The organism is Mycobacterium sp. (genome assembly GCF_052144515.1).
Lineage (GTDB): Bacteria > Actinomycetota > Actinomycetes > Mycobacteriales > Mycobacteriaceae > Mycobacterium.
Genome location: NZ_JBKQQD010000537.1, coordinates 1 through 16920 on the forward strand (window position 1 = coordinate 1; position 16920 = coordinate 16920).

General features: G+C 64.2%; 17 protein-coding genes and 2 pseudogenes. 7 read left to right on the plus strand and 12 right to left on the minus strand.

Annotation, left to right across the window (positions count from 1 at the left end; all coding sequences use genetic code 11):
* Positions 1-837: 837 nt before the first annotated feature.
* Both ACLP9N_RS36500 and ACLP9N_RS36505 read left to right on the plus strand, forming a co-directional pair.
* Positions 838-2469 (plus strand): fatty acyl-AMP ligase, encoded by a 1632-nt coding sequence (locus ACLP9N_RS36500; protein WP_442411958.1) that lies wholly within the window; start codon positions 838-840, stop codon positions 2467-2469.
* Between the two features lie 63 nt (positions 2470-2532).
* Positions 2533-3339, plus strand: a complete 807-nt coding sequence (locus tag ACLP9N_RS36505; RefSeq protein ID WP_442411959.1) for a GAF and ANTAR domain-containing protein — start codon at positions 2533-2535, stop codon at positions 3337-3339.
* An 8-nt stretch (positions 3340-3347) separates the two neighbouring features.
* Here ACLP9N_RS36505 and ACLP9N_RS36510 read toward each other — a convergent pair.
* Both ACLP9N_RS36510 and ACLP9N_RS36515 read right to left on the minus strand, forming a co-directional pair.
* A pseudogene (locus ACLP9N_RS36510) lies at positions 3348-4102 on the minus strand (GAF and ANTAR domain-containing protein).
* A 44-nt stretch (positions 4103-4146) separates the two neighbouring features.
* On the minus strand, positions 4147-4854 hold the full coding sequence (locus tag ACLP9N_RS36515; RefSeq protein WP_442411960.1) for a GAF and ANTAR domain-containing protein: 708 nt from the start codon (positions 4852-4854) through the stop codon (positions 4147-4149).
* A gap of 286 nt (positions 4855-5140) precedes the next feature.
* Between ACLP9N_RS36515 and ACLP9N_RS36520 the strand changes: the two genes are divergently transcribed.
* The 3 genes from ACLP9N_RS36520 (at position 5141) to ACLP9N_RS36530 (ending at position 6126) form a co-directional block, all read left to right on the plus strand.
* Positions 5141-5386 carry a hypothetical protein gene (locus ACLP9N_RS36520; protein WP_442411961.1) on the plus strand — a complete coding sequence of 82 codons (246 nt, stop codon included), beginning with the start codon at positions 5141-5143 and terminating at the stop codon, positions 5384-5386.
* Positions 5387-5531: 145 nt separating this feature from the next.
* Positions 5532-5858, plus strand: coding sequence for a DUF7427 family protein (locus ACLP9N_RS36525; protein WP_442411962.1), 327 nt, complete (start codon positions 5532-5534; stop codon positions 5856-5858).
* A 13-nt stretch (positions 5859-5871) separates the two neighbouring features.
* Positions 5872-6126, plus strand: a complete 255-nt coding sequence (locus ACLP9N_RS36530) for a WS/DGAT domain-containing protein (RefSeq protein ID WP_442411963.1) — start codon at positions 5872-5874, stop codon at positions 6124-6126.
* A 71-nt stretch (positions 6127-6197) separates the two neighbouring features.
* Here the strand turns inward: ACLP9N_RS36530 and ACLP9N_RS36535 are convergent, their stop codons facing one another.
* The 5 genes and pseudogenes from ACLP9N_RS36535 to ACLP9N_RS36555 form a co-directional block, all read right to left on the minus strand.
* Positions 6198-7373 (minus strand): PP2C family protein-serine/threonine phosphatase, encoded by a 1176-nt coding sequence (locus ACLP9N_RS36535; RefSeq protein ID WP_442411964.1) that lies wholly within the window; start codon positions 7371-7373, stop codon positions 6198-6200.
* Positions 7370-7855 (minus strand): annotated as a pseudogene (locus ACLP9N_RS36540) (alpha/beta fold hydrolase); the annotation flags it as partial. The gene ACLP9N_RS36535 and the pseudogene ACLP9N_RS36540, both read right to left, overlap by 4 nt.
* The gene (locus ACLP9N_RS36545) at positions 7810-8871 is read right to left on the minus strand and encodes a glycosyltransferase (RefSeq protein WP_442411965.1); all 1062 of its coding nucleotides are present in this window, start codon (positions 8869-8871) and stop codon (positions 7810-7812) included. The gene ACLP9N_RS36545 and the pseudogene ACLP9N_RS36540, both read right to left, overlap by 46 nt.
* Positions 8868-10124 (minus strand): glycosyltransferase, encoded by a 1257-nt coding sequence (locus ACLP9N_RS36550; RefSeq protein ID WP_442411966.1) that lies wholly within the window; start codon positions 10122-10124, stop codon positions 8868-8870. Before ACLP9N_RS36550 ends, ACLP9N_RS36545 begins: the two co-directional genes overlap by 4 nt.
* 489 nt (positions 10125-10613) lie before the next feature.
* Positions 10614-11522 (minus strand): alpha/beta fold hydrolase, encoded by a 909-nt coding sequence (locus ACLP9N_RS36555; RefSeq protein ID WP_442411967.1) that lies wholly within the window; start codon positions 11520-11522, stop codon positions 10614-10616.
* A 210-nt stretch (positions 11523-11732) separates the two neighbouring features.
* On the opposite strand from ACLP9N_RS36555, the gene ACLP9N_RS36560 reads away from it, so the two are divergent.
* Entirely contained in the window at positions 11733-11948 is a 216-nt protein-coding gene (locus tag ACLP9N_RS36560) for a hypothetical protein (RefSeq protein WP_442411968.1), read from the plus strand.
* A 229-nt stretch (positions 11949-12177) separates the two neighbouring features.
* On the opposite strand, the gene ACLP9N_RS36565 is transcribed toward ACLP9N_RS36560, so the two are convergent.
* The 3 genes from ACLP9N_RS36565 to ACLP9N_RS36575 form a co-directional block, all read right to left on the minus strand.
* A complete protein-coding gene (locus ACLP9N_RS36565; RefSeq protein WP_442411969.1) occupies positions 12178-12378 on the minus strand; it encodes a hypothetical protein in 201 nt (66 codons plus the stop codon).
* A 45-nt stretch (positions 12379-12423) separates the two neighbouring features.
* Positions 12424-14349, minus strand: a complete 1926-nt coding sequence (locus ACLP9N_RS36570; protein WP_442411970.1) for a PE domain-containing protein — start codon at positions 14347-14349, stop codon at positions 12424-12426.
* An 856-nt stretch (positions 14350-15205) separates the two neighbouring features.
* Positions 15206-15625: an Hsp20/alpha crystallin family protein gene (locus ACLP9N_RS36575; protein ID WP_442411973.1), complete on the minus strand. Its 420-nt coding sequence runs from the start codon at positions 15623-15625 to the stop codon at positions 15206-15208.
* Positions 15626-15764: 139 nt separating this feature from the next.
* Between ACLP9N_RS36575 and ACLP9N_RS36580 the strand changes: the two genes are divergently transcribed.
* Positions 15765-16019: a hypothetical protein gene (locus ACLP9N_RS36580; RefSeq protein ID WP_442411971.1), complete on the plus strand. Its 255-nt coding sequence runs from the start codon at positions 15765-15767 to the stop codon at positions 16017-16019.
* Positions 16020-16351: 332 nt separating this feature from the next.
* On the opposite strand, the gene ACLP9N_RS36585 is transcribed toward ACLP9N_RS36580, so the two are convergent.
* Together ACLP9N_RS36585 and ACLP9N_RS36590 are read right to left on the minus strand one after the other, a co-directional pair.
* Complete coding sequence (locus ACLP9N_RS36585; protein ID WP_442411972.1) at positions 16352-16645, minus strand: hypothetical protein; 294 nt, start codon at positions 16643-16645, stop codon at positions 16352-16354.
* A gap of 112 nt (positions 16646-16757) precedes the next feature.
* The coding region (locus ACLP9N_RS36590) for a helix-turn-helix domain-containing protein (protein WP_442411974.1) at positions 16758-16920 on the minus strand (163 nt) is incomplete at its 5' end.

Here is a 16920-nt window from a genome sequence, read left to right on the forward strand (position 1 = left end):
TGCTACCGGGCCTCCTGACAGCTACCCGGACCGGACTCACACCGGCAAGCGACGACGAGCTTTACGACCAAAGATCACCTACACAAGGCCACCTCCAGCCTGCTGGTCGCGCGAAATATCGAGGCTAATACGGGCCTCCGACAGAACCAGGGCGATTCAGTGACAACTTCTCGGTGACGACGTCGGGTCAATTCTCCGACGTACCGCTGCACGCAGTGCTTGCTGCGATGGGGCCCCGGCGAGTCATGTTCGCAATCGACTATCCCTACGAATACTCGGCAGTTGCAGGGCGGTTCTTGGATACGGCGACGATACCCGAGAACACCCGTACCCTTGTCGGCCATGAAAACGCGGCCGACGCCCGAGCGCCCCCGAGCCCGACGACGAGCCGCCGCTCGCCGACCCACAGGCCGCCGCCACCGGACTGCTCGAGCGCGCGCTGCGCATCGGCCAGGTTAAGGATTACGCCGAATGGCTAGCCGCACTTGTCGGCCACATCGGCGCGCCTCGCTGCCGGATCGCGCGCGAGTGTGTAGAGTGAGTGCGTTTCAAGTCTCGACACCTCGCTTCGACTGGAGTGACGGACCATCCGGGGTGGGAGTGAAGGTGGCAGGCTCTGCCGTCGCAGTCATCGTTAGCCTCATTCCCGGGCGGACGGCAGTCGTACCGCGGCGGCGCCAGCGGTACTGGCGCGCCCGCACACTCGCGGCAAGCTTCGGGCCCAACACATCGACACATTCAACGCTTCACTCGTGTCTGCGCGTCCACTATTGAACACCCCGACTCACGGTCGCAGGCCAACCGCGCCGCGGTGGCGCCGGAGCCAAAGGAATGATCTTGAGCAAATTCACCGAAACGATGTATGGCAACAGCCAGTCCCGTTCGAAGGGCCTAGTCACCGGGGAGCCGAACTGCCCCGTCCGGCATACCTGGGGTGAGGTGCACGAACGCGCCCGACGTGTTGCCGGCGGCCTGGCCGGGTCCGGCGTGGGACACGGTGACACCGTCGCGGTGCTGGCCGGCGCCCCGGTCGAGATCGCCCCGACCGCGCAGGGCATCTGGATGCGCGGCGCCTGCCTGACCATGTTGCACCAGCCCACTCCGCGCACCGACCTGCAGCGCTGGGCCCAGGAGACCACCGCCGTCATCAGGATGATCCGTGCCACGGCGGTCGTCATCTCCGATCCGTTCATGCCGGCGGCGCCGTTGCTCTCCGACCTCGGCATACGGGTGTTGACCATCGAGCGTTTACTGCAAAGCTGCCCGATCGATCCGGTCGAGACTGACGACGACGACCTCGCGCTGCTGCAGCTGACGTCAGGGTCCACCGGTTCGCCCAAGGCCGTGCGGATCAGCCACCGCAACTTCGTGTCCAACGCCGAAGCGATGTTCAACGGCGCTCGGGTCGACGCCGATACCGACGTGATCGTGTGCTGGCTCCCGCTGTTCCACGACATGGGCATGACCGGCTTCCTGACGGTGCCGATGTACTTCGCCACCGAACTGGTCAAAGTCACCCCGATGGACTTCCTGAGCGACACGCTGCTGTGGGCCAAGCTCATCGACAAGTACAAGGGCACGATGACCGCCGCGCCCAACTTCGCCTACACGCTGTTCGCCAAACGCCTGCGCAGGCAGGCCACGCCGGGCCAGTTTGACCTGTCCACGCTGCGGTGGGCGCTGTCGGGCTCCGAGCCCGTCGACCCTGCCGACGTCGAGGATCTCATCGACGCCGGCAGGCCGTTCGGGTTGCGGCCGGAGGCGATCCTGCCTGCGTACGGGATGGCCGAGACGACGGTCGCCGTGTCGTTCACCGAGTGCGGCGCCGGTTTGGTCGTCGACGAAGTGGACGCCGACCTGCTGGCCGTACTGCACCGGGCCGTCCCCGCGACCAGGGGTAAGACCCGGCGGCTGGCCAGGCTCGGCCGTCCGCTGGAGGGCCTAGAGGCGCGCATCGTCGACGAGGACGGCGGCGTGCTGCCCGCCCGCGGCGTCGGTGTCATACAGGTGCGCGGCGAATCGGTGACCCAGGGCTACACCACGGTGGCTGGATTCGTCGCGGCCCAGGATGACCTAGGTTGGTATGACACCGGCGACTTGGGTTATTTGACGGAAAACGGCCACATCGTGGTCTGCGGCCGGGTCAAAGACCTCATCATTATGGCCGGCCGGAAGATCTACCCGACCGATATCGAACGCGCCGCCGCCCGGGTGTCCGGCGTTCGACCGGGCTGTGCGGTAGCGGTCCGCCTGGACGGGCACTCGCGGGAGACGTTCGCCGTCGCCGTCGAGTCGGTCGCGTGGGAGGAGCCGGCCGAGGTGCGCCGCATCGAGCGCCAGGTGGCCCACGAGGTCGTCGCGGAGGTCGATGTCCGACCCCGCAACGTGGTGGTACTCGAGCCGGGGATGATCCCCAAGACGCCGTCGGGGAAGCTGCGGCGCGCAAATGCGCTGGCGCTCGTCAACTGACTTTTTGGGCATTCAACGAGCGTAAGATTTAATTGCTCATCACAGGTGCACGGGAGGAGGGGGATGTCGGCAGACTTCGACGCCCAGCCTGGTCGTAACGCGCCGCCGCAGACCGAACTCTCCCCTACCCAACAGGAAGCAGACGAGGCCGAACTGGCTGCCGGGCTCCATGGATTAGCCGGGATTGTGGCCGGCGCCCGAGGGGTGATCGATCTTCTCGGCGACGTGGCCGAGTTCGCGGCCCAAGCGATTCCCGGCGTCGACGGTGCGGGCGTCGCATTGATCAACCCGGAATGCTGCATATCCGGCGTCCGGACCCGGGCGGCCACGGAGCCACTTGTCCACGAGATCGACACCGTTCAGTACGACGAACTGCACGAGGGGCCATGCATCACCTGTATGCAGTCGCGGCGACCCACAGTGAGCGGATCGCTGGGCAGTGACAGCCGTTGGCCGCGCTTCGGTGGCCGGGTAGCGCGGATGCACGTGCATTCCGCATTAGCGCTGCCGTTGATCGTCGGCGACCAGGTGATCGACTCGATCAATGCCTATGCCAAAAGCCGCGATACTTTCGCCGAGCACGCCGTGCGGTTGGGGTCCCAGTTCGCCAGGTCCGCAGCGGTTTCGGTGTACAACGCGCAGTTGTTGGCCAACACGCGTGAACGGACGCTGCGATTGCAGCGCGCGTTGGACAGCCGATCGGTGATCGATCAGGCGATCGGCATCATCCGCAGCCGGTCGGGTGGCAGTGGGGATGAGGCCTTCGAGCGGCTCACCCACATCAGCCAGACCGAGAACATCAAGCTGCACGCCGTCGCCGAGCGGCTGGTCGAGAAGGCCGTGCGGCGCGCCCGCGCACGGCATCACTGACTGCGTTATCAGGGTGGCGCGGCCGCGAGTTCGGCCAACTCCGTCACAAGTATCGGGCGGGAATACCGATCGGTCATCAATCTGCGGGAGACGTCGGTCAAGTGTTCGCCGTGGGCCCGCGCGTAGGTCCGCAACAGATGGAACGCCTCCCCCAGGGATACATCCAGCATCTGGCGGAGGAAGCCCTTGGCCTGCTCGACGATGACGCGGCTGGTCAGCGCGGAGCGTAGATGCGGCATGACGATGGCGGGTGTGGGTGCGTGTTCCTGCAGGATCGCGACACATGCGATGTGTGTCAGGGTCTGGCCGACGAGCAGGTCGGCTTGGGTGAGCGCGCCGGGGCGGGTGCCGAACAAGTTGAGCGCGCCCAACACGATGCCGGCGGCCCGCATCGGGACGGCGTGCAAGGAGGCGAAGCCTGCCCCGACGGCGGCGGGAACGAACCGCGGCCACCGCTCAATTGCCCCTTGGATGTCGGCGACCGAGACCGGTTGGCCGGTGGCGTAGCAGTCCAAGCATGGGCCTTCGTCGGCTTGTAGCTGGAAGAGCTCGAGTTCACGGGCCTGCTCCGAGGTCGCGGCCAGCAGGCGGAGCTGTTGCAACGGGTCGGCGAGCGAAATCCCGCGGCCTCGATGTCGAGCAGCTCAGCACAGCGCTCCGTGAGCGCGGTCAGCAGGTCGACGACGTCGAAGTCGTCGAGCAGGCTATCGACGAGCGAGACGACGGCGTCCAGTACGCGGGTTTCACGAGGGGTGTCAGTCACTTTGCCCTCTTTCTTCCAGGACTTTCGAGTCCGCCAGGCGCACTTCAGTCGGCCTCGAGCTGCAGGCGGCGGTCGAGGATGTCGCGGGCGACGTCGGTGGCGCTGCGGCCGGTGGCGTAGGCGTGGGCACGCAGCCGGACCAGGGCCTCGGCCGGCTCAATCTCCAGCTGGGCGACGAGCATGCCGGTGGCCTGGCTGACCTCCGCGCGACTCAGCGTGTTGAGTTCGATCCAGGCATTGCTGTGCGGGTCGGCGACGGCGGCCTCCAGGTCGGCGTCCAGAAGGTCCAGGACCGGTATGCCTGCGAGCTCCGCGGCGGCGGCCGCACTAGCCAACTCCTGACGCGGCAGTTTTCCCGGCTGCACACGGAACAGATCGAGGGCGCCGACGAATTCGCCGGCCACCACGATGGGTATAGCGCAGACGCCTCTGATTTGGTGGGCCAGCAAGGCGGGCCCGTACGCGGGCCAGCGGGCCTCAGCAGGATCGGCGAGGTCGACGACCAGAATCGGATTCCGCCGTGTGACAGAATCCAGGCACGGTCCCTCTCCGAGGGTGAACTGCAGTTCGTCGTACATGCGGGCAGGCGCGCCGCTGGCTCCCAGTGTTCCGCTGCTCGCGCCGTCGAAGATGAGCGAAATCGCGGCGGCGTCAATGTCGAGGAGAACCACGCAGGCCTCGCACAGACGGTCGGCGGCCTCTCCCCCGCGCTGGCCGTCGACCGCGTCGAGGAGCTGTGCGTGGATCGCCACTTTTAACCGAACGGGGTTCGGGCAGCTGCGGAAGTGCCAGGGGTTCTCGGCGGGGGCGTCATCCCCTACCCTTCCACTAGTTGGGGCGTTTGACGAGCGCAATGCCGCTTTCATGGCCGGCGGCTTGGCAGCCACGGCCCAGAGCACCTGTCATCTCGCCTCGACTCGGCAGCCCGCTAATCTGTGATTGACCGATGCCGCTGACCGGAGAATCCTCAAGGTGATCGCCGGGACGATCACCCCGAAGGTGGACACAGCCGACCTACGCCGCCGATCTGGGAGGGTCATGAGTTCGGAACATGCAATAGAACAGGTGCCGCTGTTGGACATCCGAGAGGGTGACATGCTCCAAAATCCGTTGTCTGGCAAGTGGATCAAAATCACGCAAACAGCCGACGGCACCATCACTCACACGCGCTCAGACGGGGAACGTACGGCAACCGTGCAGTACCGCGTCTACTACGGCGACGGCGGCGAAGAGATCGATTCCCGGTTCGTTACGGGCCTCGTCAATCGGCAGGTGAGAGAGTAACCTACCTGCGCTGTGCCGCAACATAATTCGCGCACGTCAATATGTGCACGCCGCGGGACAGGCGACGGCGACTGACCAAACCCAAATCAACGCGTGAACTTTCCAGCCCCGTCCAACGTCGTTCTGGACATAGGAGGCGGTAACGATGCGCAACTCAGACCGAGCGTGGGTGGCACTGGCCAGTGGCGTGGCCGCTTACGACCTGATCGCCACCGATGACGAGCAGCTGACCAACGCGGCCCGCCGGTACTTCCAGTCTCAGCCGATTGCCACCGTGTCCATGATCCTGGTGACAGGCCTGCATCTGCTCGGCGGGATACCGCCATGGTGCGACCCGATCACCCTGACGTTCGCCGTGTATAGGCGGCTGCTACGGGGTTTGTGGCTTCGCCAAAAAGCAGAAGAATCTGTCGCCGACCTCAGAAACGGGCCGTACCGTATCGCGCGCCAGCTGGCCGCCGAATCCGCTTGAGTTGTAACACATCATGCACTCGAAGAGCCTCAGCTTAAGTGCCCGAAGCCCTCGGCTAGCAACGGTTGCCAACACGACCGTGACCAATGTGCCGGGTCCGCCCGAACCGATCTTCTTCAGCGGCGCTCGACTCATACGCGTCGCCGGTCTCGGGCCACTGGTGGCGGGCTTGAACGTTATCCATGTCATTGCGAGCTACAACGGAACCTTGTCGATCAGCGTTACCGCGGATCGCGACGCCCTACCGGACCCGGCCAGGTATGCCTAATGCATGGAGAACGCATTTCAGCAGTTACTCGCCAGCGCTGGCTGACCGGCCGGAGCGAAATCTCTTGTGTGTCATGGTTCTTCGCTGCTTGTGAGCGATGGCACGCCGAGTGCTAGTACAGCGACGTCGTCCTGGACCCCGGAGCCAAGGCCGTCGAGTAACGCGCGGACGGCTCCAACGATTTCTGACGCCGTCGCCGGTGCGAGCGATTGCGCGAAGCTCAATAGGGCGCCTCGATCGTCGTAGCGTTCCCGGCCGACGCCCGTACTGGCCTCAGTCAGTCCGTCTGTGTAGAGGACCAGTGTGTCCCCGGGCGCTAGGTGGAACCGGGTGGCAATGAAGTGCGGCTCTGCAACGAGGCCGACGGCGTGACCGCCAATGCTGTCCACGTATTCGGCGCTGCCATCGGCTTGTAGCCGCAGTGGGGGCAGATGACCTCCGCTGGCGAGCTCGACGTCAAACCCGTTGTCGCGCTTGGTCAAATTGCCGTAGATCACGGTGCAGAATCGCTCAGGCTGGGCGCCAAACTTCTGACCGAGCACGGAGTGCAGATTGTGCAGCACCTGCACGGGATCATCCTCGGATACCGCCGCGGAACGCAGGACATACCTGGTCAGTCCCGTTACGACAGCGGCGTCAACCCCTTTGCCTGCGACGTCGCCAAGGAAGAAGCCCCACTTTGTGCGGGACAGCGGGAAGAGGTCGTAGAAATCGCCGCCCACGTCGTCGTCGGACGCGGGGAAGTAGTAATCGGCTGCGTCCATTCCGGTGGGAGGCGACAGCACAGGCGGGAGTAGTGCGCGTCGCAGTGTCTCGGCAAAGACCCGGACGCGGCCGTGCTCCGTCGCGGCCCGCCTTCGCTCTTCCAGGAGCTCTTGTTCGTAGGCGCGGCGGTCGGCGGCATCCACCGCCGTGATTCGCAGCAATTCAGGTTGGCCGTCGGGGCCTGATTTGACGTTCGCGGTCAAAAACATGGGCAGCCGCGCTCCATCGGCGGTCACGAGATCCAATGTCACTCCGTTGAGCTCGCCGCTCATACGTAGCAGTGGCCCGAAATGGGTGTCGTAGTGGATCTGTCCTCCGGCGGTGAGTAGCGCGCTGAACAACCTGCCCTGCAATGCATTTGGGTCATAGCCCAACCATCGGGCCAAGGTGGCGTTGACACGGAGGATTCGACCGTCGGGTTGCGCGATCAGGTGGCCGCAGGGACCGTGGTCCCAGAAGTCTTCCAGGCTGAGGTCGGTCACGCCGATCGAACGAAGGCCGAGATCGCCGACGCGGTGGCGTCGGGGGAACTCACCTGGGGGCAGTGGCCAGTCGCGTCCAGGGTGATCAGTTGACTGTCGCAGATGTGCTCATGGACGTAGGCGCCGACCTCGCGCGGCGCGATCGCGTCCTCTGCGCATTCGATGACCAACTTGGGCACCGCTATCCGTGCGAGGTCGGCGCGGTTGTCGGACAGGAAAGTGGCGAAGACGCGGGCGCGGGCAGGGTCGTTGCGGCAGAACGTCTCGGCCAATTCGTCCTGTAAATCCGGGCGGTCGGGTGTGCCCATGATGACGGGTGCCATCGCATGCGACCAGCCCAGGTAATTGAGTTCCAAGGATTCGAGGAGTTCGTCGATATCAGACGACGAAAACCCGCCGCGATAGTCGCCGTCGTCGATATAACGCGGCGACGGTGTCAACATGACCAGCTTTGCGAACCGGCTGGGCTCGGCGATGACCGCCGCACAGTCGAAAGACGTCGCGCGTGCTGCAACGTCGAGATCACCGCCAGGGTCGACGCCGCGCCCTGGTTACTGTTCACCCCGTCCGCCTGCAGTGCGTCGTATCCGGCACCCGCGTCCGGGTCCCACATCGGCTCCCCCGCGTCGTTGTCGCCCATGAACCAGTCCGCTGCGGCCCTGACGCCGGCGAGCCAGGTCGGGTTGGTGTCGACGGCCGCGGCGCGCGCGCACGCATCGGCGAGTGTGGACACCTCGATGGGCTGCCGATCAAAACCGGGCCTCGCGTCCCCGGCGCCTCTACCCGCAACGGGGGTGGGAGACAGATGGCCGTCTGCCGTTTCGAACACGACCAGCCACGCCAACAGATCCAGGCCGCGCTGACACAGCGCCGCGTCGGCGAGCGCGGCACCTGCCGCGATCATCGCCTCAGGCAGAACGGCATTCGCGTACGTCAGTCGCGCCTCGGGCCACGGCCACGTCGGGTCTCGGTTCGGAGCGGGTAGCGAATCGGCATAGTCGGTGAGCAGCTTGCGAGCCGATGCTTGTCGTGGGTCAAAGGCAAGCAGTTCGGCAGCACCGAGCGCCGCGAACGCCATCGCCCGGGGCCAGACCGACCGCTCCTGGGCGGCCCGCTCGAACTGCACGATGGCCACCCGGCGAGTCCAGGCGACATTGCTGCGCGCGGCCGCGGTCCCGAGACCCCAGATGCACCGCCCCCAGGCGTCCTCTCGGGCCGGCTCGTCGACCCAGCCACCCGCGCTGTCCATCCGATTACGGCATGCGCCAGTAGGGGCTTGCGCATCGTTCAAGAATCGCAACGCGACTCCGGCCAGACCGTTCAGTATTCGGTCGGGCCCATGATCTCGGGTGGCGACAACAAGCACCCGCGCCACATCGTCGGTGCAGTAACCATGTTCGGGCAGCGGCTCGGCCAGTCGCGCATGCGCCAAGGTTCCGCGCCGGTCCGTCAGCCGCAGCAGATGATCGAATACCGGAGTTGGTGACGTAGTGGTCATACCCTTGCCCGGCGCTGCGCGAGGACCCGACGCGCCAGCGCCAAATACGCACCCGCAACCACCTGCCAGGTCATCTCGGGCGCCATTCGGCGGGCCTCGGCCGCCATCGCACCGGCGAGACGCGGTTGCGTCAGCACGCGACGCAGGGCCGACACCAGCGCATCCGGATCGTCGTGCGCGACGACGATACCGGCCCCAGTGGCCAGCAATTCGACGGCGTGCGGGAACGCTGTAGCCACAACTGGCCGGCCGCTCGCGACGGCGTCGACCAGAACACCGGAAATCACCTGATCGGTCGTGTCGTAGGGCAGGACGACGACGGCCGCGGACTGGACGAGAGCAGTCAGCATCGCAACGTTGTGGTAGCGCACATCGAAGCACACCGAATCCGCGACCCCGCTACGCCGCGCCTGCTCTATCAGGGCATCGCGGTAAGCCTCGCCATCGGCGGCCAGCACCTTCGGGTGCGTTGGGCCCGCAACCAGGTACCGCGGCCGGCCGGGCACATCATGAAGCGACCCCATCGCGTCGATCACCCGCTCGATGCCCTTGCCCGGGCCCAGCAGGCCCCAAGTCAACAGGGTCGGTCGACCGCCCCGCACGCAGGCCTTCGTCGGGACGATCGCCCCGTGCGGGATGGTGGCGACTTTGCGGCGGTCGATATCGAAGCCATAGAGTAGGCGCTCGCGAGCCGCATCGGACATCACGATCACCTGGTCTGCCCGCGCCGCAATCGCCTCGAATACGGAACGTTGTTGTCGCGTCGGGCTTTTGAGGACAGTGTGACTGATCACGATCGAAGGGATGCGCAGCCCGTCGATGATGCCCACCACTTCGTCTCCGTCGACGCCTCCGTAGACGCCGTACTGATGCTGGATGACCGCAACGTCGCTCTGGTTCAACAATTCAGCGCATGCTGCGACGGATGCTGGTGAGCCGTTGGCCAGCTCTCCGATGACACGGGTGCTGGAGGACGGCGCCCCGTCGGACACACGCACGACGCTGACGTCGGCGCCATAGACGGTCAACCCATGGGCCAGCGCGGCGCTGAATCTCGCCAGCGCGCACCAGGTCGGTGGATACGTACTCAGAATGCCGAAACTCGGACAGTCAGCAGATTCCCGATCCGCGACGGGAAGCGTCCACGGTCGAAAAGAAGATAAGATGCTCAAGGCGATCCCAACTGCGGTTGTCACCGGCGTTTCCGGCGTGAGCGACTGCTCGGCGCGGTCAGCGGCAAACGGCTGACTCATCCCGGACTAGCTGGGTTTCGATCTGTTCGACGATACACTCCCGACGTCGTCGCAACGCGATGGTCTCGAACGTCGCGCCCTCGCTGTACGATTCCACCGGCCGCCCGCGGTGGAGCAAAGCCGCTGAATCGGGACCAACCAGGCCCCATGACGAAGGGGCCAGTGATGTCCGATAAGTCTCCCCAACAAACCATGAGCAAGAAATGGAAAGTCGTTGCAGGAGAGACGCACCGGCGAGCGCGTCAAGACAGACCTCCGCGCCCCGGGATGCCAGCGGGGTCGCTAGCGCGAGCCTCTGTCGTCGTGCCCCAATGCGGGGTCCGGCTAACGGTGATGCCACGCCCGCCGGCGGCCGGGTGACACAGGCCCTTAGTCGGCGCGTGAACGTCTCCCGGTCAGCGAGTCCGGCGTGGCTGGTGTCGAGTCGAACTCGGCTTATTGTGGGCAGGGAAAACCTGTCTGCTCATCGCGCTGGCCTCCCCCGAGTACCTATTCGTTCAGCCGGGCGATTCGGTCGATGTGGGCGAGGAAGTGCGTCAATACCGCATCGGGCGCCTCGAGTTGCGGCCAGTGCCCGATGTCGTCGGCGAGCATCACCACATCGGGTTCGGGTATCACTTCGGCATAGCGGCGCGCCATGTGGGCACCGGAGTTGGGGTCGACCGGCCCGTCGATCAACCGCATCGGAACCGCGGTCTGCCGCATGGCACGCACCCACCTGTTTCGGTGCGTGTAGCGATCGTTGATGAACCGGCCGACCTTGTGCAGCACCCGGCGGCCGTCGTTGTAGTCCAAGATCTGGTTGAACACATCCATCATGTGCCGGGTCGGCTTAGTGTTCGGGCCGAACATCTCGCGCAGCGTCGGTTCCAGGAGCCGACGGGACAGCGGACTGCCCTGCAAATGACTGAAGATGTCGCCCAATGGGGTGCGAGACATCAGCTTCTGCGCCGCCCTGGGCGTGTAAGCCTCGATGAACATACCTCCGTTGAGCCAGGTGATCGAGTCGATGCGCAGCGCGCCGTAGACTTGCTGACCGAACTCCTGACGGGCCAACAGTTCCTGGCCCACCGAATCGCCTATGTCGTGGGCCAGTATGTGCGCGTTGTGGATGTTGAGGCGCGCCAGCAGCGCTTCGTGCATGTCGGCGTGGTCTGCCACCGAGTATTCGTAGGCCACGGGTTTCGCGGAGAATCCCATGCCGATCATGTCGGGTGCGATGACGGTGAATCGTTGCGACAGCGCGGGCCAGATCGGCGCCCAGTCGTAGGAGTTGAACGGATAACCGTGGATCAGCAGCAGCGGAGGCCCACTGCCCTCTACGCGGTAGAAGATATCGAAGCCGAGGTAGTCGAAGATCTCTCCGGAGGCCAGCCAGCGTTTCAGTTCAGCGTCCATGACGGTCATCATCCTTCGCCATAACGCAATGCTATGAGGGAGCACCCGGCTGTATGCGCGCAACCTTCGGTGCCGTTGTGGGCAACGTTTGTACAGGCGTGGGCGAACGCGCGACAACGTTTCAACGTTTACCGTCACCGAGGCGGGCACCGTAATCGACACGGGCACAGTGATATTGATGGCAGGAGGCAGTGATGGAGGTGCCACCGCATGCGGTTTGATGCCCAGGACGACGAATCGGTGCCTTTCCCTGCCGTGCTCTGTAACGAACTAGCTGTGCTGATGGTCGGTAAAGGCCGCGACGACCTGACCTTCACCGACCAGCGCGCGGCGTGTTGCGGAACTCCAACTGGCGTGGGCGGCAATGAGCTTCAACTCGGATGCGACGCGGTGCGGCCGCGGCGGGTGAAGGTGTGTCGCGGCTGAATGTTTACCTATGTGCCCTGCCGGCCGCTTCGTAATGAAAAAGGATATGGCTGCACCTATGGCGACGACGATTGCGGCAAAAGTCACTTAAGTTTTGAGGCGACTTTTGCGACAGCTCGACGTGGCGTTCCTCTGCCGCAGTAGGACCTGCGGAGTCTGTCTCACAACTTTAGTTCTGAAACTGCATGGATTTTGGTAAACGAGCGACAGGGTACTGAACGGCCGCCCGTCATGGCATCGCCTCGGCCCACGCGATATGCCCTTCGAAGCCAAGCGTTCTCTCCATGTCGCGGTAGCGAGTAACGTCAAAACCGTCGAACTGGCCAACCTGTGCCCCGACACAATCGACGAGGCCCGCGCCGCGGCCGAATCCGGCCTGAACCGCGTCGGCTCCAGCTACGACCTGTGTTTTCGCCTTCTTCGCCCACACAGGCTTTTCTTTATGACCGCGAGACACTCAATTACCGAAACACCTTTATTTCCAGAGAGCGTTCATGGGTTGGGCGTACATGTCGTTGGCAGTGAGCGGGGCCAAGCCCAAGTTGCCTTCGATAGTGGCCATCAGGCTGTACTCGTTGGCGTAGTTGGTGTCGACGAACGGGCCGGGTTGCATCCCCGCATTTACGGCGGCCTGGTTCGGGATGGCGATCATCACAACGTGGTTGCCTTCGTTGCCGAAACCCAGTGACAGATTGTTGTAGTCCTCGTCCATCGTGATGTAGATCACATCGCTCTGCGACGAATTCCACGTTGGCGACGCTTCAATGGTTTGCACTTCTTGCTGGACGAACGCGTCGCCGGCCGCGACGTTGTACTGGTGCGTTGTGACCTGGCTGAGCGCCCAGCGGGCAACGCTACCGGGAGTGTCGATAGGGCCTTCCATGTTGTTGGCGCTGTCGGCAGCGATCCACGCGAATCTAGGGGCGGTGTTCGGGTTCGCGAAATCAGTGGACAACTGCGTCAGCGGGAGCAGGTGTGTCTGCAGGTAGGCGGGAGTGTTATTGAAGACGTATTTGAATTCGAGGAAGGGTAATGCGTCGGTGGCATAGTTACCCTGCGACATCGTGGCACCCGGGAAGGGCATGCCCTGCGCGTAGCCGGCCCACGATATGCCATTCTGATCCATTTCTTGCATAAGGCTGGGTGCGTTGATGACGTTCGAGACGGGGTTGTAGGCGATCCCGAAATCCGATCCGCCCATGATCCGGAAGTAGTTGGGGTCGCTGGGATGGCCCAGCGCGTAATAGTTGGACACATAATCTTGGCTGTTGATCAGGCTGTTGATGTACGGCGCGTTGGGGCTGCCGATGATGTTGCCGACGCCCTTGTTCTCCATGTAGATCACTTGCACGTGATCGATTTGGCCGACGTTGGACGTCGGTACGGTGAGCTGCGCCGGAGTGAGGCTCGGATTGCCGACGGTGAGCGACACGTTGTCGGCGTAGGCGTCATTGTAGTGGCCGAGGATCGGGCAGCGGTCGGCGAAGGTCGTGGTCACCACCGCGGAGGTGGTGCCCACCGGGATCGTCCCGGAGATGTCACGTGGCTGAAACTCGGTGAAACCCAGGCGATCCAGCAACGTGACCGACCCGGTCGAGCCGGTGCCCAAAACAGCCCCAGTCGAGCTGTAGAAGGTGACCTGCACTGAGGCCGAGGACGGGTTCAAGAGGCGGCCGCCGAGGTCTGCACTCAGCGTGTACGGCGTTCCGGCCGCGCCGGTGAGGTTGACGGTTTGGCTGATGGTGGACGTGGCCACGGGTCCGCCGCCGGCGAAATTGTTGCCGCCGCCCAGGGGCGCGTGTTGTGGAAAGCCCAGGAACTTCGGCAGATTTGGGAACGGAGACGAGAATGGCGACGGAAAAATCGTGCGCGGGGTGCCGTAGGGGATCACGGTCGGAGTGCCGGTCACCGTCCAGCCCGGAATGGTCACCCCGCTGTAGCCCGACACCGACGGGTCGGCCACTTCGAAGCCGGGGTTGACCAGCAAGTTCTGACTCATCGGCGTCGCGGGGGTCCCGGGGGCACCGGGGGCGGTCAGCGGGCGCCCGGTCAACGCGTAAGAGGGCGCGTTGATCGCGCCCAGCAGATACTGCTTCAGGTTCTGCAGCGACGATCCGTTCGCGGCCTCGGTGCCCGCAAAGGCGCTCGCACTATGCAGCAACGTCTGCACAAACCCGGTATGGAAGGTCGCCGTGCGCGCGCTGAGCGCCTGAAAATCCGCCGCGTAGTTGCCCAACAACTGCGTGATGGCCGCCGACACCTCATCAGCGGCCGCCGGCGCAATCACCGTGGTCGCCGGCGCGGCCGACGCCCTAGCTTCCCTGATCGCCTCCCCGATCCCGCTCAGGTCCGCCGACGCCGCGGCCAAAGCCTCAGGTGCTGCGATCAGAATAGACGGCATCTTGGGCTCTCCTCACCTCAGAGCGACACACAACCGAGGAACCGATCTTCAAGAAAGCGTCCAAATGCTACGCCCCCCGGAATCGATACGCAGCCAATTCCGCACTTTTACCTACTTTGCGGGACTGTCCGATTGTTGTGGGTGCGGCGCGACCCGCGCTCCCGGCTCACCTCAGACCTGTTCATTCATCGCCACCGGATTAGGGCTGGTGGGTTTCAGGGTGGACATCCAAGTTTTGCAGCGTTTTTCGAGAAGCTGAGCACGTTAGAAGTGAGACGAGTCGAATTGAGCTCAGTTAGGTAGGGTTTGCGGCGGAACTTGGATGGTTCGTCCGGTGTGCACTAGGGGTTAGCCGACTGGAAGTGGCCGGGCTGCCCGCCCCCGGTGGAATCGCCTAGGTTGGGCATCGGCGCCTCCTCCCATGGATGGGTGAGGAGCGCCCGTTTTGTGGCCAGGGGGCGGGCAGCTCGGCTAGGACTGCTGTGATGCCATCACCTGCCTTTCACTGGGGGTTGTTGATCTGGGTCGCGGGTTGTTCTCGGGTCGGAGGGCTGCGTTGGACGGCCCGGACGGGGTGCGCACTGGTCCCCTTCGATGGCGGACCAGTGCACCCGAGGACCGACCAGCCGGCCGGGGCCCGATGAGGGCGCATCCGGTGACTGGCGGTGCCGGTGGGCAACGTGCAGGTTCTAGCGCCTCACACAAGATGGCGTCGACCTCGGCGAACAGCAACGCTATATCGGGATCCAGGTACAGGACCTCTGGTTCGGCACTGCCGATCGTGTCGCTGTTCGCCGGCGCCGCCACGGCGTTGATGTGTGTCATCGTGGCTGCTCCTGCCGCACTCACCGGCCGATCAGGCGTTGATGATCTTATGACCGTTGCCACGCCCGATCGCAATCTTGCGGGGCTTAGCCTTCTCGGCCACCGGGATCCGCAGCCGCAGCACCCCACCGTCGTAGGACGCAGCAATCTTGTCGGTGTCGAGGTTCTCACCGAGGACCAACTGCCGGCTAAACACCCCGCGGGGGCGTTCGGTGGCCAGCATCTCGCGCCCGGGATCAACATCGGGACGCTCCGCGCGCACGGTCACCACGTTGCGCTCGATATCGAGGTCCAACGAATCCTCGTTGATCCCAGGCAGATCGAACTCGACGACGAACTCCTCGCCTTCGCGCCAGGCATCCATCGGCATCACGGCCGGACGGGCCGCGGTCCCCAACACCTGCTGGGTGAAGCGATCGAGGTCCCGGAACGGATCGGTCCGCATCAACATGGTCGCCACCTCCAACTCTCCAATCTGGTGTTAGGCGGTCATGGAATCTGTGCCTCACGGCACATATTTGATATACCACGCGTATCATGCTTAGGCAAGACACTGAAACAGAAATTTCTGACACCACACATCGAGGGACATGACCAGCAATCGGCGCCACCCCGAACCGGCCAGTGACCAGGGTGTCTATGGCATCTCGGTAACCTCCGAGCTGTCGGGCATCGGGCCCCAAACCTTGCGGATCACCGAACTAGTCTGCCTAGGCCTCAACCTGGCCGGCATCGCCCAGATCTTGGAGCTGGAAAACAAAAACAGCCGACTGCAAACCGACTACACCCAACTCGAACTGCTCAACGCTTGGCTCAAGGCCAACCGCACACCACCAAAAACGTAAGGGGACGCGAGCATGCCGAACGCCGACGATCGACCTCGGCAACAAAACACCCGAAGCAGACGCGATCGACCAACAAGTGTGTGTCGACGCCAACGACCAGAGCGGTCTTGACGCGATTCATCTCGACACGGTCGGCGATCGAGACGCCAACCAAGCCGACCTGATCGGTCCAGCTACGAAAGTCCCGATCCCCGAAGACCTTTCGCCATGGTTCTAAACTCTGTGGCTCAAGACAGGAACTGTTTTCGTCCGTGGCGTGCGACGCACACCTGATCACACCGCTTCGGTCGGCGACGGCGACTCACGATGGAGTTCACCTGTGCTGGCCGGGCTCACAATTCGAGCCCGTAGGCGCGGTCCCTACCGCGCTCGGCGGCGCGTCCCAAATCTGCGGCCAGGCGTTCGTAACGCTCGTAGAGCGTGCATTGGGCGGCGGTGTGTTCGCGCCAGGCGTGGCGCCGGGCGGCGTGGCGGGCGTCCTGGCGATCCAGCAGCCGACTGACGATTTCAGGCAGCATCTCGCGGTCGCTGTGTTCGACTTCGGCATGCATGGTGCGCGGGCGCTCATCGTTGGCCAGGACCACCCGGAGATAGTGCGCGGCGGAGTATTTGGTGCCCCGCTGCATCACATGCACGTTGCCGCTTGAGACGGGCGTGGTGTTGGGTGATCCCGAAATGTCGCCGCTATAAGAGCACTTGGTTTCCGATATCCGGGGGAATTGTGAACCGACGACGGCATCAAGCCGACAGGACGGTGTCGGCGTCCACCTCGACACGGACGTGGATGCCCAGCTTCGATGCGATCTCGACGAGAGCGTCGAGCGAGAATTTCGAGATCTTTCCTCGGTACAGGTCGGACACACGGGGCTGTGTCAGGCCGAGGTTCTGCGCTGCGATGGAC

Coding starts and splice junctions, on each gene's coding strand:
- ACLP9N_RS36505 (WP_442411959.1), top strand. CDS start 2,533: ATGTCGGCAGACTTCGACGCCCAGCCTGGTCGTAACGCGCCGCCGCAG.
- ACLP9N_RS36520 (WP_442411961.1), top strand. CDS start 5,141: ATGAGTTCGGAACATGCAATAGAACAGGTGCCGCTGTTGGACATCCGA.
- ACLP9N_RS36525 (WP_442411962.1), top strand. CDS start 5,532: ATGCGCAACTCAGACCGAGCGTGGGTGGCACTGGCCAGTGGCGTGGCC.
- ACLP9N_RS36530 (WP_442411963.1), top strand. CDS start 5,872: ATGCACTCGAAGAGCCTCAGCTTAAGTGCCCGAAGCCCTCGGCTAGCA.
- ACLP9N_RS36545 (WP_442411965.1), bottom strand. CDS start 8,871: ATGACCACTACGTCACCAACTCCGGTATTCGATCATCTGCTGCGGCTG.
- ACLP9N_RS36550 (WP_442411966.1), bottom strand. CDS start 10,124: ATGAGTCAGCCGTTTGCCGCTGACCGCGCCGAGCAGTCGCTCACGCCG.
- ACLP9N_RS36555 (WP_442411967.1), bottom strand. CDS start 11,522: ATGGACGCTGAACTGAAACGCTGGCTGGCCTCCGGAGAGATCTTCGAC.
- ACLP9N_RS36560 (WP_442411968.1), top strand. CDS start 11,733: ATGCGGTTTGATGCCCAGGACGACGAATCGGTGCCTTTCCCTGCCGTG.
- ACLP9N_RS36570 (WP_442411970.1), bottom strand. CDS start 14,349: ATGCCGTCTATTCTGATCGCAGCACCTGAGGCTTTGGCCGCGGCGTCG.
- ACLP9N_RS36575 (WP_442411973.1), bottom strand. CDS start 15,625: ATGTTGATGCGGACCGATCCGTTCCGGGACCTCGATCGCTTCACCCAG.
- ACLP9N_RS36580 (WP_442411971.1), top strand. CDS start 15,765: ATGACCAGCAATCGGCGCCACCCCGAACCGGCCAGTGACCAGGGTGTC.
- ACLP9N_RS36585 (WP_442411972.1), bottom strand. CDS start 16,645: ATGCAGCGGGGCACCAAATACTCCGCCGCGCACTATCTCCGGGTGGTC.